Origin of the sequence: Streptomyces sp. NBC_00038, assembly GCF_026343635.1 — a bacterium.
GTDB lineage: Bacteria > Actinomycetota > Actinomycetes > Streptomycetales > Streptomycetaceae > Streptomyces.
Genome location: NZ_JAPELQ010000001.1, coordinates 5,524,442 through 5,540,357 on the forward strand (window position 1 = coordinate 5,524,442; position 15,916 = coordinate 5,540,357).

Here is a 15,916-nt window from a genome sequence, read left to right on the forward strand (position 1 = left end):
AGGAGCCCACCCCGTGACCGGTACCGATTCCGGCCGAACCATCCCGCGCCGACTGCGCCACGCGCTCGGCGAGGTCGCCGCCCTCGTCTACCTCGCGGCCTGCGCCGCCCTGCTCGTGTGGGCGCTCGTGGTGAACGCCCGCGACAGCTCGGACGAGTCCATGGCCGGGATCGTCCCACTCCTCGCCACCGCCCCCGGCAGCTTCGTACTGTTCGTGCTGCCGGACGGCGCCGCGATGGGCATCCTCGCCGTGGTCATCGGCGCGCTGGTCAACGCCACGGTCATCGGCTGGTGCGCCCGCGCACTGCGCCGAGGTAACAGCGCGGAGTAGAAACCCCCAGGTCAGGGGACCCAGGGGGTTTCTTCGTCACCCGGCTGGTGGGGTTACGGGCGCGTCAGCCGGCCTGCGACGGGGTCTGCTTCATGTCGTCGACGATGGCCCGGTTCATGATGGCGCTGGTGTAGACGACCGTGCCGGGCGTGAGCAGTCCGTCCGTGCCGCCGTTCTTGCGCACCTGGACGGTGCGCTCGCCGAGGAAGACATGGCTCTTCTTGTCGAAGATCCATTCCTCGCGCTGGCCGCTGGTCTCGTCGAGCCGGGCCACCGCCACCCCGTGCCGCCCTGCCGCGTCCACCGCGTCGTCGACGACGACGACGCCCGGGATCTTCGCGGCGGCCTCGAAGAGGGCCGAGTAGAGCTCCGCGGGCGGGTAGCTCTCGACGAGCAGGTCGCCGATGGTGGTGAAGGCCTGCTGGTCAGGGGTGTTTCCCTGGCCCTCGGTCTCCTTGTAGATCTTGGCGAGGAGTGCGTCGGGGTCGGTGGGCAGCTTGGTGAGGTAGTCGTACGACGGAGCGCCCAGGTGCGCCTTCGGGGTGTTGCCCTGCTCGTCGGGCAGGGTCAGGGTCTCGCCCTCGGGGCCGTCGTTGACCGCGGGGTCGATCAGCCAGCCCTCGACGCCGTCCGCGGACTCCCAGATCTGACGCGTGTGCAGTTCATGGCTGGCCAGGAAGGACTTGTCGTTGACGGTCTTGATGAAGGTGTCGGCCGTCTTGGACTCGATGTAGACGAACTGGCCGGGCTTGACGTCCGGGTGGGAGGTGTCGGAGGCCGCCAGCGAGATCTGGTCGAGCAGCTGGGGCAGGCCGCTGGTGCTCGCGGCTCCGATCTCCGTGGTCAGGGCCGGTCCGGTGGCGACGCCGCCGTCCCTGACCCCGCCGCCGCCGGGGCCGAACACGGTGGCGAGGACGACCGCCCCCGCGGCGGCCGCGACCATCGCGGGCAGGGCGAACGCCGGACGCGGCAGCCGGAACCCTCGTGCCTTGGCAGGGGTCGCGGTGCGGGAGTCCTGCTGCTGCGTGTCGTGGATCTGGGCCATCAGACGCTCCTTGTGGAACTGGTGACGGCCCGTAGGCAGGTCTCGCGCTGTCCGGGACAGGAGCTCATCGCTCTCGTCCCACTCGGCCGGGTTCTGCCGGGACGTGTTCGCGTTCATCGGTTTCCTTCCTGTGCGGGCCGGATCGCGTTTGCGTGATCGCCTCTTATCTGTCGGACGGGGAGACCGACTTCCCGTTTCTCACGAACTTTCTTGCGCGCTGTCTCCGTTGCGGGGCCCGGCAGTTCGGTGGCCGGACGGAGCGACTGGGCCGGTGGGCGGGCCAGTTCGACCTCGGCCAGTGCGCGGAGTTTCCTGCGGGCCCTGGACAGCCGGGAGGCGACCGTGCCGACCGGGATGCCGAGCGCTTCCGCCGCGGCCTCGTAGTCCAGGCCCTCGCCCAGGCAGAGCGCGATGACCTCGCGTTCCGGTCTGCGCAGCTTGGCGAGGGCGGTGAGGGCGGTGGCGAGACGCCGGCGGTCGTCGACCCGGTCGGCCACCTCGTCGGCGTGGTCGGGCATCGACATCTCGGCCGCGGCGGCGGCGTTGGCGGCGGCCCGGTAGCGGCGGTTGCTCCGGTGCTGGTTGCGCGCGGTGTTGGTGGCGATCCCCAGCAGCCAGGGCCGCAGGGAGCCGCCTTCGGGGTCGACCCTGTCGCGCAGCCGCCACGCCTCCATGAAGGTCGCGGCCATCACGTCCTCGGCCGTCGACCAGTCGGCGGTCAGCCGGAAGGCATGGTTGTAGACGGCGCGGGCGTAGCTGTCGAAAAGCTCCGCGAACGCGCTCGGATCCCCGGCCCGTACCCGGGTACGCATATGAGTGCTCACCTCAATGAGCTGTCCGGCACCCCACACCGACTTCCCGTGACCTGCGTCACACGCGACGCCCGATGCGTCATCCGAAGCGGCAGCAGGCGAGATGCTCCCACGCAGAGCGCCCGGCCGGGAAACCCCGGCCGGGCGCCTTTTCGAACTGCTCGCGGCTGGAAGGGACTCAGTCGGAGGTGATGTCGACCGTGACCGAGCCGTAGGCGTAGGCGTGCCGCGCGTCGCCGTAGTACTGGACGGTGTACTGGACATTGCCCTTGGCCCTGGGACGGTCGGTGTAGCTGAACGAGCCGTCGGCGGCGACGGTCGCGGACCCGATCAGCGTGCCCTCACCTGACAGGGGGTCGTCGATCCGCCAGATGTCGACGGTGCTTCCGGTGCCGAACCCCACGGGTGCTTCGAGCTTTCCGGTGAGGGTGAGGTCCTGGTTCCGGGGGGACGAGGCGGGCGCCTGCACGGTGACGGTGGTGGCGACCTGCGGGTGGTTCAGGACCTGCAGCGTCAAGGACGAGGAGCCGCTGTCCTTGGTGACCGCGAAGATCCGGCCGGCGTCCGGAGTCCAGGCCAGACCACCGGACTGGAGGGTGGTGGTGGCGTAGGGGGACGGCGCCGGGAAGTCCCAGGTCTTGTACGCCGTGGAGTCGCCCGGTGCGAACAGGTGGACGTCGGGCTCGGAGGCGCCGTCGACGCCCGCGGCGATCGTGCCGTCGGGGGCGATGGCCACCGCGTCGGGGTAGTGGCTGGTGGTGTACCGGCCGTCGTCCGCCAGGTCGGCGGTGCGGAACGCCTGGTGGTAGTAGGGCGCGGCGCAGGCGACGACGACCCGCGCGGCGTCCGGCGTCAGGGCGAGGTCCTGGAGGCTCGCGCACCCGTCAGGACCCGGAGCGATGCGCATCGCCTGAGTGTTGGCCTGGCCCGTACTCACGTCGTACACGGCCAGGGCGGCGTTGTTGCCGTCGGACTCGGCGGCGACGAGGGTGTCCGGATGCTCCGGCGTGGCGGCCAGGTGGGGCGAGCCGCGGAACAGGTCGGGGCCCTGGCCCAGGGTGACGACCGGCTGCGGGCCGCTCAGGTCCAGGGAGCCGAGGGCACCGTGCCAGATGTCGGTGCTGTAGCCGAACCAGAGCTTTCCGCCGGCCGACACGAGGGAGGTCGGGCCGGCGTAGGCGCCCGCGCCGGTTCCGGTGTCGTACCGGGCGGTCTCCTGCAGAGTGGCGGTGTCGATCGCGGCGATCGCGCCGGCGTCGCGGAGTGCCACGTACAGCGTGCTGGAGTCGCTGGAAAGCGCGGTCCCCCAGGCACCGTCCGCACCGCTGATCAGCTTCACGACCTGACCGTTGTAGTCCGTCACCAGGACGTTGTCGCCGAACGGGTCGCTGAGGAAGACCTGTTGATGGGCTGCGTCGACAGCCATGTCCCGGTACGAACTGATCGGCAGTGCGGTGCTGGTGTCCGCGGCTGCCGGGGTCGTCCCGAAGCCCGTGGTCGTTCCGAGGCCGAGGAGCGAGAGGCTCAGGGCAGCGGAGAGTGCTGCTCTTTCTGCGAACTGTCTTATGCGCACGTGTTCGGCCGCTTCCTTCAGTAGGACGTCTGCGGGTGAGCGCCGCAAAAGGCAGTACGAGCAGAGCGGTTGGGTGCTCTGCTCGTACTGCCACTGTCTTGATCGACAGGCGGCACTCATCCAGCGCACAGCCCCGGCCGGACGTCACACGTCAAACGTCACACGTCACTTGGAGCTGGTGGCCGTGAAGTCGTAGGTGCGGACGCCCGTGCCGTCCTCGTCCCAGTTGAGCCGCAGAGCGCCGTCGGCGTACGCGGTCTTGCTCCCGACCTTCTTCTTGATCGTGGACGAGGTCCACGAACCGTTGCCCGCGCCGTTCATGGCGGCCAGCTTGCCCTGGATGTCGAAGTCCTTCTTGACCAGGACGGTGTCCGCGCCGGCGTCGGCGTGCTTGAGATAGAGCCGGAATCCGGCGCTGTCGAAGACTTCAGCCAGGTTGTCGGTGGATCCGGAGTACCACGGAGGGGCGTCCCAGGTCACCGTGGCCTTGGCGTAGACGTAACTGCCGGACCGGGCCACGCAGTTCTTGACGGTGAAGTCCCAGTTGTCGCCCCAGGGACCGGAGTACCCCGCGTCGTCGATGGTCTTGGAGCTGCTCTTGCACGTCCAGCTCAGGGCCGACGCCGGGGAGACGGCCAGTACCGAAACGCCCGCGACGGTGACGCCGACCAGCGCGACCGACATGGCCTTCCTGCCCGCGGACGAGCGCCGTGCGGACGGTATTCGGCGCAGATTCAACTTCATGTGTTCCCTCGTTGTTTGGTGTTGGTTCTGCTCCGCCGGAGCGGAACGATCACCATACAACGCCTTCGCTACTGCACATGATCCAGGTCAAGTGGCTGACCAGGCAGCACAGTTGGTTCATAGCGTGAGCGAAAAGTCCGGCGGTAGGTGTCCGGGGGTACGCCGACCGTGCGGTTGAAATGGCGGCGCAGCGTCGTGGCGGTGCCCATGCCGGTGGCCGCCGCGATGGTGTCGACGACGTCGTCCGTGGTTTCCAGCAACTCCTGGGCGCGGCGGATCCGTTGGGTCAGCAGCCACTGCAGCGGAGTGGTGCCGGTCACGGCCCTGAAGTGGCGGCCCAGATTGCGTGAGCTCATCCGCGCCCGGCGGGCCAGGTCCTCCACGGTGAGGGGCTGGTCGAGGCGTTCGATCACCCAGGGGAACAGCGCGGCGAGCGGGTGGTCGTCCCGGGTGGGCACCGGGGTGGCGACGAACTGGGCCTGGCCGCCTGCCCGGTGCGGCGGCACGACCAGGCGGCGGGCGACGGTGTTGGCGACCGCCGAGCCGTGGTCCAGGCGTACGAGGTGCAGGCACAGGTCCAGCGCGGCGGCCTTGCCGGCGGAGGTGAGCACGCTGCCGTTGTCCACGTAGAGGACGTCCGGGTCGACCGCCACCTCGGGGTAACGGGCGGCCAGGATCTCGGTGTGCGCCCAGTGCGTGGTCGCGCGCCTGCCGTCCAGCAGGCCGGCGGCGGCCAGCACGAAGGCGCCCGTGCACAGGGACGCCACCCGCGCACCCGCCTCGTGGGCCGCACGCACCGCGCCGACCAGATCGGCGGGCGGGTCCTGGTCGACGTCCGCCCAGCCGGGGACGATCACGGTGTCGGCGTACCGGAGCCGGTCGAGTCCGTGGTCGGGCTCCAGCCGGAAACGGCCGACCCGCACGGCGTCCGGTCCGCAGACGGCGAGGTCGTACCAGGGAACGGTCACGGCGGCCGGGGCGGGTCCGAACACCTCGTACGCCACGGACAGTTCGAAGTGAAGCATCCCGTCGGTGACGGCCAGCGCGACAGATCCCATGTCCGTAATTGTACGGGGCATGGCGTTCCGGACACTCACGGCGGGACACCGGCATTCGTCAGGATGTCCGTAACGGATCAGTCGAGTACGGCGGTTCAGCCGAGTACGGGGGAGAACTCATGGGATCGGGATCGGGATCGGGACAGCCGGAACAGTCCGGACAGACGGTGGCGGTGTTCGGCGCGTACGGGCACACCGGGCGCTTCGTGGTGGCAGAGCTGCTGGAACGCGGGTTCGTCCCGGTTCTCACCGGCCGCGACGCCGACAAGCTGCGGGCGATGACGGTGTCCCGTCCGGGACTTGACGCCCGGCCGGCGTCCGTCGACGATCCGGCCTCGCTCGACCGCGCACTGGCCGGCGCCGCGGCCGTGATCAACACGGCCGGGCCCTTCGCCACGACCGCCGCCCCCTTGATCGAGGCGGCACTGCGTGCCGGAATCCCGTACGTGGACGTGGCGGCCGAGGTCGAGGCCAACATCGACACCTTCGCGCACTTCACGGACCGCGCCCGCGCCGCGGGAACGGTGATCGTCCCCGCGATGGCCTTCTACGGCGGCCTCGGCGACCTGCTGGCCACCGCGGCGATGGGAGACTGGACGGAGGCCGACGAGGCCCACATCGCGTACGGGCTGAGCAGTTGGCACCCCACCGCCGGTACGCGCGCCGCGGGCGAGGTCTCCGGGGCCCGGCGAGGCGGCCGGCGCCTGCGCTACACGAGCGGGCGCCTTGAGCACCACGACGACGCCCTGCCCACCCTGGACTGGCCCTTCCCCGACCCGCTGGGCACCAGGTCCGTCCTCGGGGAGTTCACGATGGCCGACGTCGTCACCATCCCCAGCCACCTGTCCATCCCCGAGGTGCGCACCTACATGACGACCGAGGCGGCCAGGGACCTGTCGGCCCCGGACACACCGTCGCCGGCCGCGGTCGACGAGCACGGGCGGTCCGCGCAGACCTTCCTCGTCGACGTCGTCGTACGCTCCGGTGGCACCGAACGGCGCGCCGTGGCCAGGGGCCAGGACATCTACGCGGTCACCGCGCCGCTCGTGGTGGAAGCGGTCCACCGCATCCTCACGGGACAGACCAGGACGCTAGGAGTAGCCTCCGCCGGCGAGATCTTCGACGCACCCGCCTTCCTCCACGCGCTGTCCCCGCACGTCTCCGTCGACCTGTTCCAGCAGCAGACGGTGTCCTGACCGTCGCGGCCATACCTTGCGTCGGGTCGATCGGCGGCGTGACATCACCAGCGGCCGCGGTCGCAGTGCACGGCCGTCAATGCCGCGGCCCTCGCGCGCCGCGCGAGTTAGGATCCGGGGCATGGCCCTGACCGTGAACGATGTGGACCGGTTCGAGGCCTCCAGGCCCCGCATGGAGGCCATCGCCTACCGCCTCCTCGGCTCGGCGAGCGAGGCCGAGGACGCCGTGCAGGAGACGTTCCTGCGCTGGCAGGCCGCCGACGTCGGCCGCATCGAGGTCCCCGAGGCCTGGCTGACGAAGGTTCTCACCAACCTGTGTCTCAACCAGCTCACTTCGGCCCGTGTGCGGCGCGAGACCTATGTGGGCGAGTGGCTGCCGGAGCCGCTGCTCGCCGGGGACTCGATGCTCGGCCCCGCCGACACCGTCGAGCAGCGCGAATCGGTCTCGTACGCGGTTCTCGCCCTGCTGGAGCGACTCTCCCCCAACGAGCGGGCGGTGTACGTGCTGCGGGAGGCCTTCGGCTATCCGCACCGGGAGATCGCCGAGATCCTCGACATCACCGAGGCCGCCGGACAGCAGATCTTCCACCGCGCGAAGAAGCACGTCGCGGAGGGCAAGGTCCGCGCCGAGGTCGACGAAGCCGCCGCCCTGCGGATCGTCGAGGAGTTCCTCGCGGCCGCCACCAGCGGCCGGACCGAGCCGCTGGTGCGGCTGCTCACCGATGACGCCATCGCGATCGGCGACGGCGGTGGGAAGGTCCCGGCCCGCGCCAAGGCGTTCGAGGGTGCCGTCGCGGTCGCGAAGTTCATGCGGGGCCTGTTCAAACCCGGCGTGAGCAAGCGCGCCCTGATCGGCGGCTCGCCCGAGGTCTACGCCACGACCGCCAACGGAGTCCCCGCCGCGGTGGCGGTTCTCGACGGCCGGGTCGTCGGCGTCATGTGCCTGGAGGTCACCGCCGAGGGCATCGCCGGGTTCCACAATCAGGTCAACCCCGACAAGCTCGAACGCGCGACCCGGCGCTGGGCCGCCGCCGACCACGGGGAACCCCTGCTCCACGCCGCCTTCTGACCCCTATGTGGGGTGCATCACATCGGAGTGCTGTCAGGAAACGGCGGGCCGTCCGGTTCAAGTGGCGAATCCGCTTGAGACAGGAGCAGGGACATGCAGCACCGCATCATCGTCCTCGGGGCCGGCTACACCGGAGCCACCGCCGCCGGACGCCTTGCCAAGCGGCTGCGCCGCGAGGACGTCGCCATCACTCTCGTCAACGCCGAGCCCGACTTCGTCGAGCGTGTCCGGATGCACCAGCTGGCGGTCGGCCGGAATCTCACGCCCCGGCCCTTCAGCGAGATGTTCGCGGGCACCGGCGTCGAACTGAAGCTCGCGAAGGTCACCGGCATCGACGCCGACCGCAAGACCGTCGCCGTCCTCGACGCGAACGGCGCCGAGGAGCTGGAGTACGACAGCCTCGTGTACGCCCTCGGCAGCGGCTGGAACGACCAGGGCGTCCCCGGCACCACCGAGCACGCCCACCAGATCGCGAGCCGCCCCGGGGCGCTCCGGCTGCGCGAGCGCCTGGCCGGCCTGGACGCCGGGGAGACCGTGACCGTCGTCGGCGGCGGCCTCACCGGCGTGGAGGCCGCGACCGAGATCGCCGAGGCCCGCCCGGACCTCGACGTCGCCCTCGCCGCCCGCGGCGGCCTCGGAGACTGGCTCTCGCCCAAGGGCAGCCGCCACCTGCGAAAGGTCTTCGACCAGCTCGGCATCACCGTGCACGAACACGCCGCGGTCGCCGCCGTCCAGGCAGACCGGATCGCCACCGCCGACGGCACGTCCATCCCGGCCGTGGTCACCGTGTGGACCGCCGGCTTCGCCGTCCACCCGATCGCGAAGGCCACCACCCTGGAGGTCACCGGCACCGGCCAGATCGTGGTCGACCGGACCATGCGCTCGGTCTCGCACCCGGATGTGTACGCCATCGGCGACGCGGCCATGGTCATGGGCCCCGGCGACAAGCCGCTGCGCATGTCGTGCGCCTCGGGCGTGCCCACCGCATGGCAGGCCGCCGACGCCCTCTCGGGGCGCCTGACCGGCGGCAAGCTCCCGAACGTGCCGATCCGCTACTTCAACCAGTGCATCTCGCTGGGCCGCAAGGAAGGCCTGATCCAGTACGTCACCGCCGACGACCGCGCCGTCAGCGCGGCCCTGACCGGACGGGCCGCCGCCGTCTACAAGGAACTGATCTGCAAGGGCGCGGCCTGGGGCGTCGCCAACCCGAAAGTCATCCCGACCAGGCGCCGCGGCGTTGTCCGGGAGCTCGCCCCGGCGGGCTCGACGGCCAAGGCACCGGCCTGACCCGCCGTACGCGGCCATACGTATTCGGATCGCGTCGGCGTACCGGTCAGGCGATGATCTGCCGCATGACAGAGGTGGTGGGCGCGGGCATCGACGACGACCACGGGTGGTCCGGGCGTTTGGCGTGGGCTTACGGCCTGACAGCCCCGGACCCCGCCGAACGTGCCGCCGCCCTTGTCCGGCTGGCCGGTGCCCGCAGAGAGGCCGATGCCGCTCTTCGCCGTGTCCACCGGGCCTCGCAGCCGACACGTTGGTTGCGGCGCAAGGCACGGGACTGGGCGGCCGCGGACAAGGCCTACGTCGAGGCGGCAGGTCGCAGCCTGCCGGAAGCGCTGGTGGGCAGGCGGGTTGCAGGAGAAATCAGCACGTGGCCGGGGCTGCCCTTCGCCCTGCTGTTCCTGGAGTGGGAGGTCCGGTACCCCCAGGAGTGGACACAGCACGCCAAGGCATGGGGCACGAAGCAAGCCCTGATAAAGGAACTGGCCGCTGCCGACCACGACCACCGGGTGAGAGCGAAACTCATCGACCTGGTAGGCCTCGTCGTCCAGCGGTCCTACCGGTGCAAGGACCGTGAGTACGTCCGGATCGCCCGAGCCGTGGACGGGGACGAGCTCCGCGACAGGCTTCGCGGGGCTCATCGCTCGGATGACCCCACGGCGCAGCTTCACGCGGGCTACGTGCTCTGGCTCCTCGACCGTCCCGAGATCCCGAACACCCGGCACGTCTGGCGCACGTGGCTCGCCGGCACGCTCACCTGACGATTCACGGCGCGCAGCGGCAGGATGGCCTCATGACAAAACTGCCCGCACGGTCGGTCCGTCGTCCCTCCTCCGGTTCGGTGCTGTCGTTGTGGTCACAGGACTCTGTGCTGTCGATCGGTTCAGTGGGATCGGTGCTGTCCGTGGGGTCCGTCGGTTCGGCCCTGTCGGTCGGCTCGATCGGAAGCGCCCTGTCGGTGGGCTCGATCGGTTCCGCCCTGTCGCTGATCTCGACCGGGTCGTGGCTGAGTACGGGATCGGTGTTCTCCGCGCAGTCGCGGTGGTCGGTGCTGTCCTGGCGTTCCTCGCGCGGTTTCCTGGCCGTGGGAGCGGTGGGAGCGGTAACCGGAGGCGCCCTGCTGCTGGCCCAGGCGCTGTACAAGGCCGAAACCGGCGGAACGGAATAGGTCTCGGTCGGTCGGCGGCGCGCCCGCCGACCGACTCTCCTTCAGGAGAACAGCAGCCGCCAGGTCAGCGGTCCGGGGGTGCCGTCGGCGTCGCCGCGCAGTTCCTTCCGTGACTTCTGGAAGTCCCGTACGTTCAGCCGGTCCGCCTCGCCCCAGGACCTGCTCGGGCCGACCTCGTAGTGGTCGCCGAAGCCGCGCTTCACCAGCTGCTTGCCGAGCTGCAGGACGTACGCGTTCGACGCCCCGGCCGCGAAGTGCTTGCGTCCCGGGAACGCGGGGACCTTCGGCTTGGCGGGTGTGGTCGGCTCCGGGGTGTCGTCGCCGAGGTCCAGGTCGGCCCTCGCGTGCTTGACGAGCCTGGCGAAGTCGATCGCGCCGGGGTCGCCGTGGACGTTCTCGGGCACGTGCATGTGCCCGCAGACTCCCTTGAAGTCCGCCCACTGCGCCGCCTTCAGCCGCTGGCCGGCGCGGTTCGCGTACGAGCTGGGGTACGCGGGCCACGCCTTCGGGCCGGACAGCGGTACGCCGTGCTCCTCGTGCATCCAGGCCAGGAAGCGGGCGACGCCCCGCAGTGCCCAGTCGGGCGCGTCCGGCCAGTGGACGTGCGCCCGGCCCGCGGCCTTCCACTTCGCGTGCGTCGTCGGGTCGCAGGTGCCGACCAGCTCGACCTGGCACACGTTCATGGTGTTCGTCTCGACGCCGCCCCGCAGATTGACCAGCGCTCGGGAGGAGGTCTCTATGTCGAAGTGCTGGTACCACTTCAGCTTCTTGGCGGCGAGGTCGGGGACCGCCGTCAGGTTCGGTGCGGAGGAGCCGCCGCCGTATCCGGGCAGGGTGGAGCCCTCCGTGGTGTGCAGGACGACGACATTCACCTGCATCGGGTCACCGCCGAAGTCGTCCTGGTACCAGTTCGACCGGCTTGCGACGGGGTATCGCTGGGGTCCTGTCTTGGTGCTCATCACAGACTCCTGAGGTGACGGAGGAAGTTCTTCGGAAGCCGCTGTCGACGGTTGTCGATCAGCACGCCCAAATTCTCGAAGAACGGCCGTCACGGAACATCGGCTCAGAACCTGATCTCCGCACCGCCGTCTGTAACCGGAGATAGAGGGCCCTCTACGACCTCGGTCGCATCCCGCGCAGTACCTGTCGGCCCGGTTCAGTGGCCGGGAGGTGCGCCCTCCCCTGCCCCGGCGAGGATGCCGAGCAGGATGACGTCGAGGGTGCCGTCGAGGCGGTCGCGCAGGTCGAACGGGGCGGGCTCCACCCGGATCCAGCGCAGGACCGTGGAGAAGTAGGAGGCTGCGAGCATGGCGCCGACCTGGTCGGCGGCGACGCCCGTCCGGAGCTCTCCGCGCTGCCGCCCCTGCTCGACGATCTTCGCCAGTTCGATTTCGAGGGACCGGTCGTGCAGGAGGCTGCCGACCCGGGCGCCGGCGTCCATCAGGATGGTGGTCTCCGCCCGGGAGGCGATGTTGAGCTCGGCCATCTCCCGTAGGTAGCGGCGCAGTTGGTCGCCCGTCGACAGGTCCTCCAGCTGGGACGAGCCGAGTATCTCCGCGACGCGCGCCCGGCGGCGGGCGCCCCACTCCTCCAGGAAGCCGACCTTCTGGGAGTAGTGGTTGAAGACGGTGGCCCGGGCGACGTCGGCGGTCTCCGCGATCTGCTCCATGGTCGTCGTCTCGTAGCCCTGGGAGACGAACAGGTCCAGCGCGGCGGCGTAGAGCTGGTCGCGCACCTGCCGGCGCTTGCGCTCGCGACGTCCGGTGGGCCGGGTGTCCGCTGCGGCTGTGGCTCCTGCCTCCGGGATCTGCATGGCCCCCAGTACAGCACGGGCGTGCACGGGTCTTGACCCGCCCGGGCCCTTCTCTTTAGATTGCGATCCATTGGTGGACTTGAGTCCATCAATGTACTCAAGTCTTGCAATGGAGGCAGCGTGGCTTCCCTGGTTTCTCCCGTCCGCCCGGTCGATCTCGGCCGTGGCTGTCATGCGTGGATCCCGAGCGCCGGTGGCTGGGGGATGAGCAACGCCGGCCTGGTCACCGGCCGCGGCGAGTCCTTGCTCGTCGACACCCTCTTCGACCTGCGCCTGACCCGGGCCATGCTGGCCGGACTGGCACCGCTGACCGACACCGCGCCCATCTCGACCGTGGTCAACACCCACGGCAACGGCGATCACTGGTTCGGCAACCAGCTCGTGGCCCACGCCGAGATCATCGCGGCCCGCGGATCGCTGACCGACATGCGGCAGGCGGGCCCGGCCGAGGTGCGGGCGCTGCTCGCCCAGGACAGCGACGCCGGGCGGTTCGCCCGCCGGATCTTCGGCCGCTTCGACCACCGCGAGGTCCGGCCCGTCCTCCCGAGCCGGGTGTTCGACGGCGAGACGGTCCTGGACATCGGCGGAACGGAGGTGCGGCTCATCGACGCGGGGGCCGCACACAGCGCCGGAGACACGATCGTCCACGTCCCGGGCGCGCGGACCGTCTACACCGGCGACATCGTCTTCGTCGGCTCCACCCCGCTCGTGTGGCACGGCCCGTTCGCCGACGGGCTCGCCGCCTGCGACCTGCTGCTGGGTCTCGACGTGGACACCGTCGTGCCCGGACACGGCCCGGTCACCACCAAGGAGGCCGTCCGGACCGTCCGCGACTATCTGTCGTACGTCCATGAAGAGGCCACCGCCCGCTTCACCGCCGGGATGCCGGCCGCGGACGCGGCACGGGACATCCGCCTCGGCCCCTTCGCCGGCCTCGATGAGAGCGAACGCCTCGCGGTCAACGTGTACACGGTCTACCGCGAACTCGACCCCGGCCTGCCCCCGCTCGACGGCCCCGAACTCTTCGGCCGCATGGCCTGCCTCGCCCATCCCTGAGCCTCGGCGACCCCTGAGCCGCGTCCGTCTCGCGGACCGCCCCGCCCGCCTCCCGTGCCGCACACCCACCAAGGAGGAGACATGGTCTCCAGCCCCGCCTACGACAGATCCGCCTACGATCCACCCGCCGCCCCGTCCGGCACCCAGGCCGTCCGGCACCGGGGCACCCTCATCGCAGGATGTCTGGCGGTCTGCCTCGCCCAGATCGGCCTCGTCCTGCCCGCCGCGATCAACGGTGTCATCCAGCGCTCCCTGGAGACCTCCGGCGCCGAACTCACCTGGATCAGCGACGCGTTCCTGGTGCCCGCCGCGGTCCTGGCGCTGACCTTCGGTGTCGTAGGTGACCTGTACGGCCGTAAGAAGCTCCTGGTGGGCGGTGCCCTCCTGGCGGCGGTCGGCTATCTGGTCTCCGCCACCGCCGACTCGGCGGCGCAGCTGATCACCGGGCAGGCGCTGTCCGGCATCGGCGCCGCGGCCCTCTTCCCCGCCTCCCTCGCCGTGATCATCGCCGGGACCCCGACACCGGCGGCCCGCGCCCGGGGCCTGGCCTCCTGGACCACCGCACTGTCCCTGGGCGCCCTCATAGCTCCGCTGCTGTCCGGAGCGGTCGTCGAACACACCTCATTCCACTGGGCGTTCGCGGCCACCGGCGTCCTGGCGCTCGCGACCGCGGCCGCGGCCTGGCGGCTGACCGCCGAATCGAGCGCACCCGAGGGCCGCTCACTGGACTGGCCGGGGCAGATCACCATCGCCATCGCCCTGCTGGCCCTGCTCTACGGCATCATCCAGGGCCCCACCGACGGCTGGGGGTCGGTGACGGTCGTCGGCTCCTTCGTCCTCGCCGCGGTGATGCTGGGGGCGTTCATCTCGGCCGAGTCGCGCGGCAAGTCACCGATGCTGCGCCTGGAGCTGTTCCGCAGCCCGGCGTTCTCGGCCTCGGCCGCCATGGCGGTGATCGGCATGTTCGGTTTCCTGGGCGGCGCGTACGACCTGAGCATCCGGCTCGGCGTCATCCAGCACCAGAGCCCGTTGCGGGCCGCGGTGCCGTTCCTGATCATCCAGGCCGTCACCCCGCTCATCTGGCCGCTGCTGGTCCGCCTGCTCCAGCGGGTGGGGCCGGGCCCGATGCTGGTCACCGGCTTCGTCTCGCTGGCCGTTGCCCAGCTGTGGCTGCGTGCCGTTCCGGTGCACGAGACCGGAATCCCCGCCCTGCTGGGGCCACTTGTCCTCAACGGTGTCGGCTTCGGACTCGTCGTCGCCGCCATCACCGCCGCCGCCGTCAACGTCGTACCGCCCCACCTCACCGGCATGGCAGCCGCGACCACCAGCCTGGTCCGCGACCTCGGCCAGACCCTCGGCCCCGCGATCGTCGGCGCCGTCGCCCTCGCCGCGGCCGCCAACCAGCTGACCGGCAGCCTCGGTTCGGCGGCCCTCACCCCGGCCGAACACGGCACGGCCACGGCCGTCCTCGACGCAGGCGGCCCGCTCGCGCTGCACACCGCCGACCTGGGCCCGCTCAGCGCCAAGCTCGCCCCGCTCACCGAACGGGCCCTGGCGGACGGGTACGGAGATGTCCTCCTGCTCACCGCCGGCGCCTGTGCGACCGCCGCGGTGATCGCCGCCGTGTTCCTGGGCGTCAGGCCGCGAGCCGCCGCCCCCGCCGAGAAGGAAGGAAGCCCGTCATGAGGTTCGCGACCTTCCTGCACGGCGGGCGACGGCAGTCGGGAGTCGTGGTCGACGATAAGGTCCACCCCTTCGAAGTCCCCGCGGAACTCCTGGAGTTCATCAAGGCGGGAGAGGACACCCTGCGCATGGCGGCCGAGGACGCCCTGTCCGGGACAGCACCCCTGCCGCTGGCCGACGTACGGCTGCTCCCTCCTCTGCAACCGCCCACGGTGCGGGACTTCGTGACCTTCGAGCGCCATATGGAGGGCATGGCGCGGGGACACGGCGGCACCGTCCCCGAGGAGTGGTACGAGGCCCCCACGTTCTACTTCACCAACCCCTACGCGGTGATCGGCGCCCACGACGACGTGCCCGTCCCACCTGGCTGCGAGCGCTTCGACTTCGAGCTCGAAGTAGCCGCCGTCATCGGCAAGGCGGGCCGTGACCTAAGCCCGGAGCAGGCCCGCGAGCACATCCTCGGCTACACGATCTTCAACGACTGGTCGGCCCGCGACCTGCAAAGCCGCGAGATGAGAGTCGGACTGGGCCCGGCCAAGGGCAAGGACTCCGCCACCACCCTCGGCCCCTGGCTGGTCACCGCGGACGAGCTCGAACCCCACCGCACCGCCGACGGCTTCCTCGACCTCGGCCTCACCGTCGAGGTCAACGGCGAGACCGTCGGCCGGGACCGCCTCGCCAACATGGCATGGACCTTCGAGGAGATGACGTCCTACGCCTCCCGCGGCACCCAGGTCCGCCCCGGCGACGTCCTGGGCTCCGGCACCTGCGGCAACGGCGGCTGCCTGGCCGAACTCTGGGGCCGCCACCTCGTCCGGGAACCACCACCGCTGGCCCCCGGAGACACGGTCACCATGACCGTGCAGGGCATCGGAAGCATCAGCAACACCGTCGTCGAAGGGATGCCGCCGATACCCGTACCCCGCGCTCGTCACAGACGCTGAACGCGCCCAGAGGTGGGCCGACGGAAGGTGTCGGCCCACCAAGGGGATTCCCGGTGTCAGCCGATGATCAGGTCGTCGACGTAGCCGCGATAGCCGCCCGAGCGCGTGGCCGCGGCACTGGACACGGCACAGCCCGGACC

At 70.7% G+C, this 15,916-nt stretch carries 16 protein-coding genes; 9 read left to right on the forward strand and 7 right to left on the reverse strand.

Translation table 11 applies throughout. The features are described from left to right. Positions 1–13: 13 nt before the first annotated feature. Positions 14–331 (forward strand): SCO4225 family membrane protein, encoded by a 318-nt coding sequence (locus OG219_RS25010; RefSeq protein WP_266830035.1) that lies wholly within the window; start codon positions 14–16, stop codon positions 329–331. A gap of 64 nt (positions 332–395) precedes the next feature. Here the strand turns inward: OG219_RS25010 and OG219_RS25015 are convergent, their stop codons facing one another. From OG219_RS25015 to OG219_RS25035, 5 genes are all read right to left on the reverse strand, one after another. Beyond that, positions 396–1,493, reverse strand: a complete 1,098-nt coding sequence (locus OG219_RS25015) for a CU044_5270 family protein (RefSeq protein WP_266830037.1) — start codon at positions 1,491–1,493, stop codon at positions 396–398. Further along, positions 1,490–2,188, reverse strand: a complete 699-nt coding sequence (locus OG219_RS25020) for an RNA polymerase sigma factor (protein WP_266830039.1) — start codon at positions 2,186–2,188, stop codon at positions 1,490–1,492. Before OG219_RS25020 ends, OG219_RS25015 begins: the two co-directional genes overlap by 4 nt. A 178-nt stretch (positions 2,189–2,366) precedes the next feature. Further along, positions 2,367–3,761 (reverse strand): YncE family protein, encoded by a 1,395-nt coding sequence (locus tag OG219_RS25025; RefSeq protein WP_266830041.1) that lies wholly within the window; start codon positions 3,759–3,761, stop codon positions 2,367–2,369. Positions 3,762–3,926: 165 nt separating this feature from the next. After that, the gene (locus OG219_RS25030) at positions 3,927–4,505 is read right to left on the reverse strand and encodes a hypothetical protein (protein WP_266830043.1); all 579 of its coding nucleotides are present in this window, start codon (positions 4,503–4,505) and stop codon (positions 3,927–3,929) included. 68 nt (positions 4,506–4,573) lie between these two features. Further along, positions 4,574–5,563: a helix-turn-helix domain-containing protein gene (locus OG219_RS25035; protein ID WP_266830045.1), complete on the reverse strand. Its 990-nt coding sequence runs from the start codon at positions 5,561–5,563 to the stop codon at positions 4,574–4,576. Between the two features lie 119 nt (positions 5,564–5,682). Between OG219_RS25035 and OG219_RS25040 the strand changes: the two genes are divergently transcribed. The 5 genes from OG219_RS25040 to OG219_RS25060 all read left to right on the forward strand — a co-directional run bounded on the left by OG219_RS25040 (position 5,683) and on the right by OG219_RS25060 (position 10,280). Continuing rightward, positions 5,683–6,759: a trans-acting enoyl reductase family protein gene (locus OG219_RS25040; RefSeq protein ID WP_266830047.1), complete on the forward strand. Its 1,077-nt coding sequence runs from the start codon at positions 5,683–5,685 to the stop codon at positions 6,757–6,759. Between the two features lie 121 nt (positions 6,760–6,880). Next, positions 6,881–7,828: an RNA polymerase sigma factor SigJ gene (gene sigJ, locus OG219_RS25045; protein WP_266830049.1), complete on the forward strand. Its 948-nt coding sequence runs from the start codon at positions 6,881–6,883 to the stop codon at positions 7,826–7,828. Between the two features lie 93 nt (positions 7,829–7,921). After that, positions 7,922–9,115: an NAD(P)/FAD-dependent oxidoreductase gene (locus OG219_RS25050; RefSeq protein ID WP_266830051.1), complete on the forward strand. Its 1,194-nt coding sequence runs from the start codon at positions 7,922–7,924 to the stop codon at positions 9,113–9,115. Between the two features lie 65 nt (positions 9,116–9,180). After that, positions 9,181–9,873: a hypothetical protein gene (locus tag OG219_RS25055; protein WP_266830052.1), complete on the forward strand. Its 693-nt coding sequence runs from the start codon at positions 9,181–9,183 to the stop codon at positions 9,871–9,873. Between the two features lie 32 nt (positions 9,874–9,905). Next, positions 9,906–10,280: a hypothetical protein gene (locus OG219_RS25060; RefSeq protein WP_266830054.1), complete on the forward strand. Its 375-nt coding sequence runs from the start codon at positions 9,906–9,908 to the stop codon at positions 10,278–10,280. Positions 10,281–10,321: 41 nt separating this feature from the next. Here the strand turns inward: OG219_RS25060 and OG219_RS25065 are convergent, their stop codons facing one another. Together OG219_RS25065 and OG219_RS25070 are read right to left on the reverse strand one after the other, a co-directional pair. After that, positions 10,322–11,239 carry a peptidoglycan-binding protein gene (locus OG219_RS25065; protein ID WP_266830056.1) on the reverse strand — a complete coding sequence of 306 codons (918 nt, stop codon included), beginning with the start codon at positions 11,237–11,239 and terminating at the stop codon, positions 10,322–10,324. 197 nt (positions 11,240–11,436) lie between these two features. After that, positions 11,437–12,093, reverse strand: a complete 657-nt coding sequence (locus OG219_RS25070) for a TetR/AcrR family transcriptional regulator (RefSeq protein ID WP_266830058.1) — start codon at positions 12,091–12,093, stop codon at positions 11,437–11,439. 204 nt (positions 12,094–12,297) lie between these two features. On the opposite strand from OG219_RS25070, the gene OG219_RS25075 reads away from it, so the two are divergent. The 3 genes from OG219_RS25075 (at position 12,298) to OG219_RS25085 (ending at position 15,776) form a co-directional block, all read left to right on the forward strand. Beyond that, a complete protein-coding gene (locus tag OG219_RS25075) occupies positions 12,298–13,149 on the forward strand; it encodes an MBL fold metallo-hydrolase (RefSeq protein WP_266830060.1) in 852 nt (283 codons plus the stop codon). Between the two features lie 81 nt (positions 13,150–13,230). Then, positions 13,231–14,835, forward strand: coding sequence for an MFS transporter (locus OG219_RS25080; protein ID WP_266830062.1), 1,605 nt, complete (start codon positions 13,231–13,233; stop codon positions 14,833–14,835). After that, positions 14,832–15,776, forward strand: coding sequence for a fumarylacetoacetate hydrolase family protein (locus OG219_RS25085; protein ID WP_266830064.1), 945 nt, complete (start codon positions 14,832–14,834; stop codon positions 15,774–15,776). The genes OG219_RS25080 and OG219_RS25085 overlap by 4 nt, the downstream gene beginning before the upstream one ends. Positions 15,777–15,916: the final 140 nt, after the last annotated feature.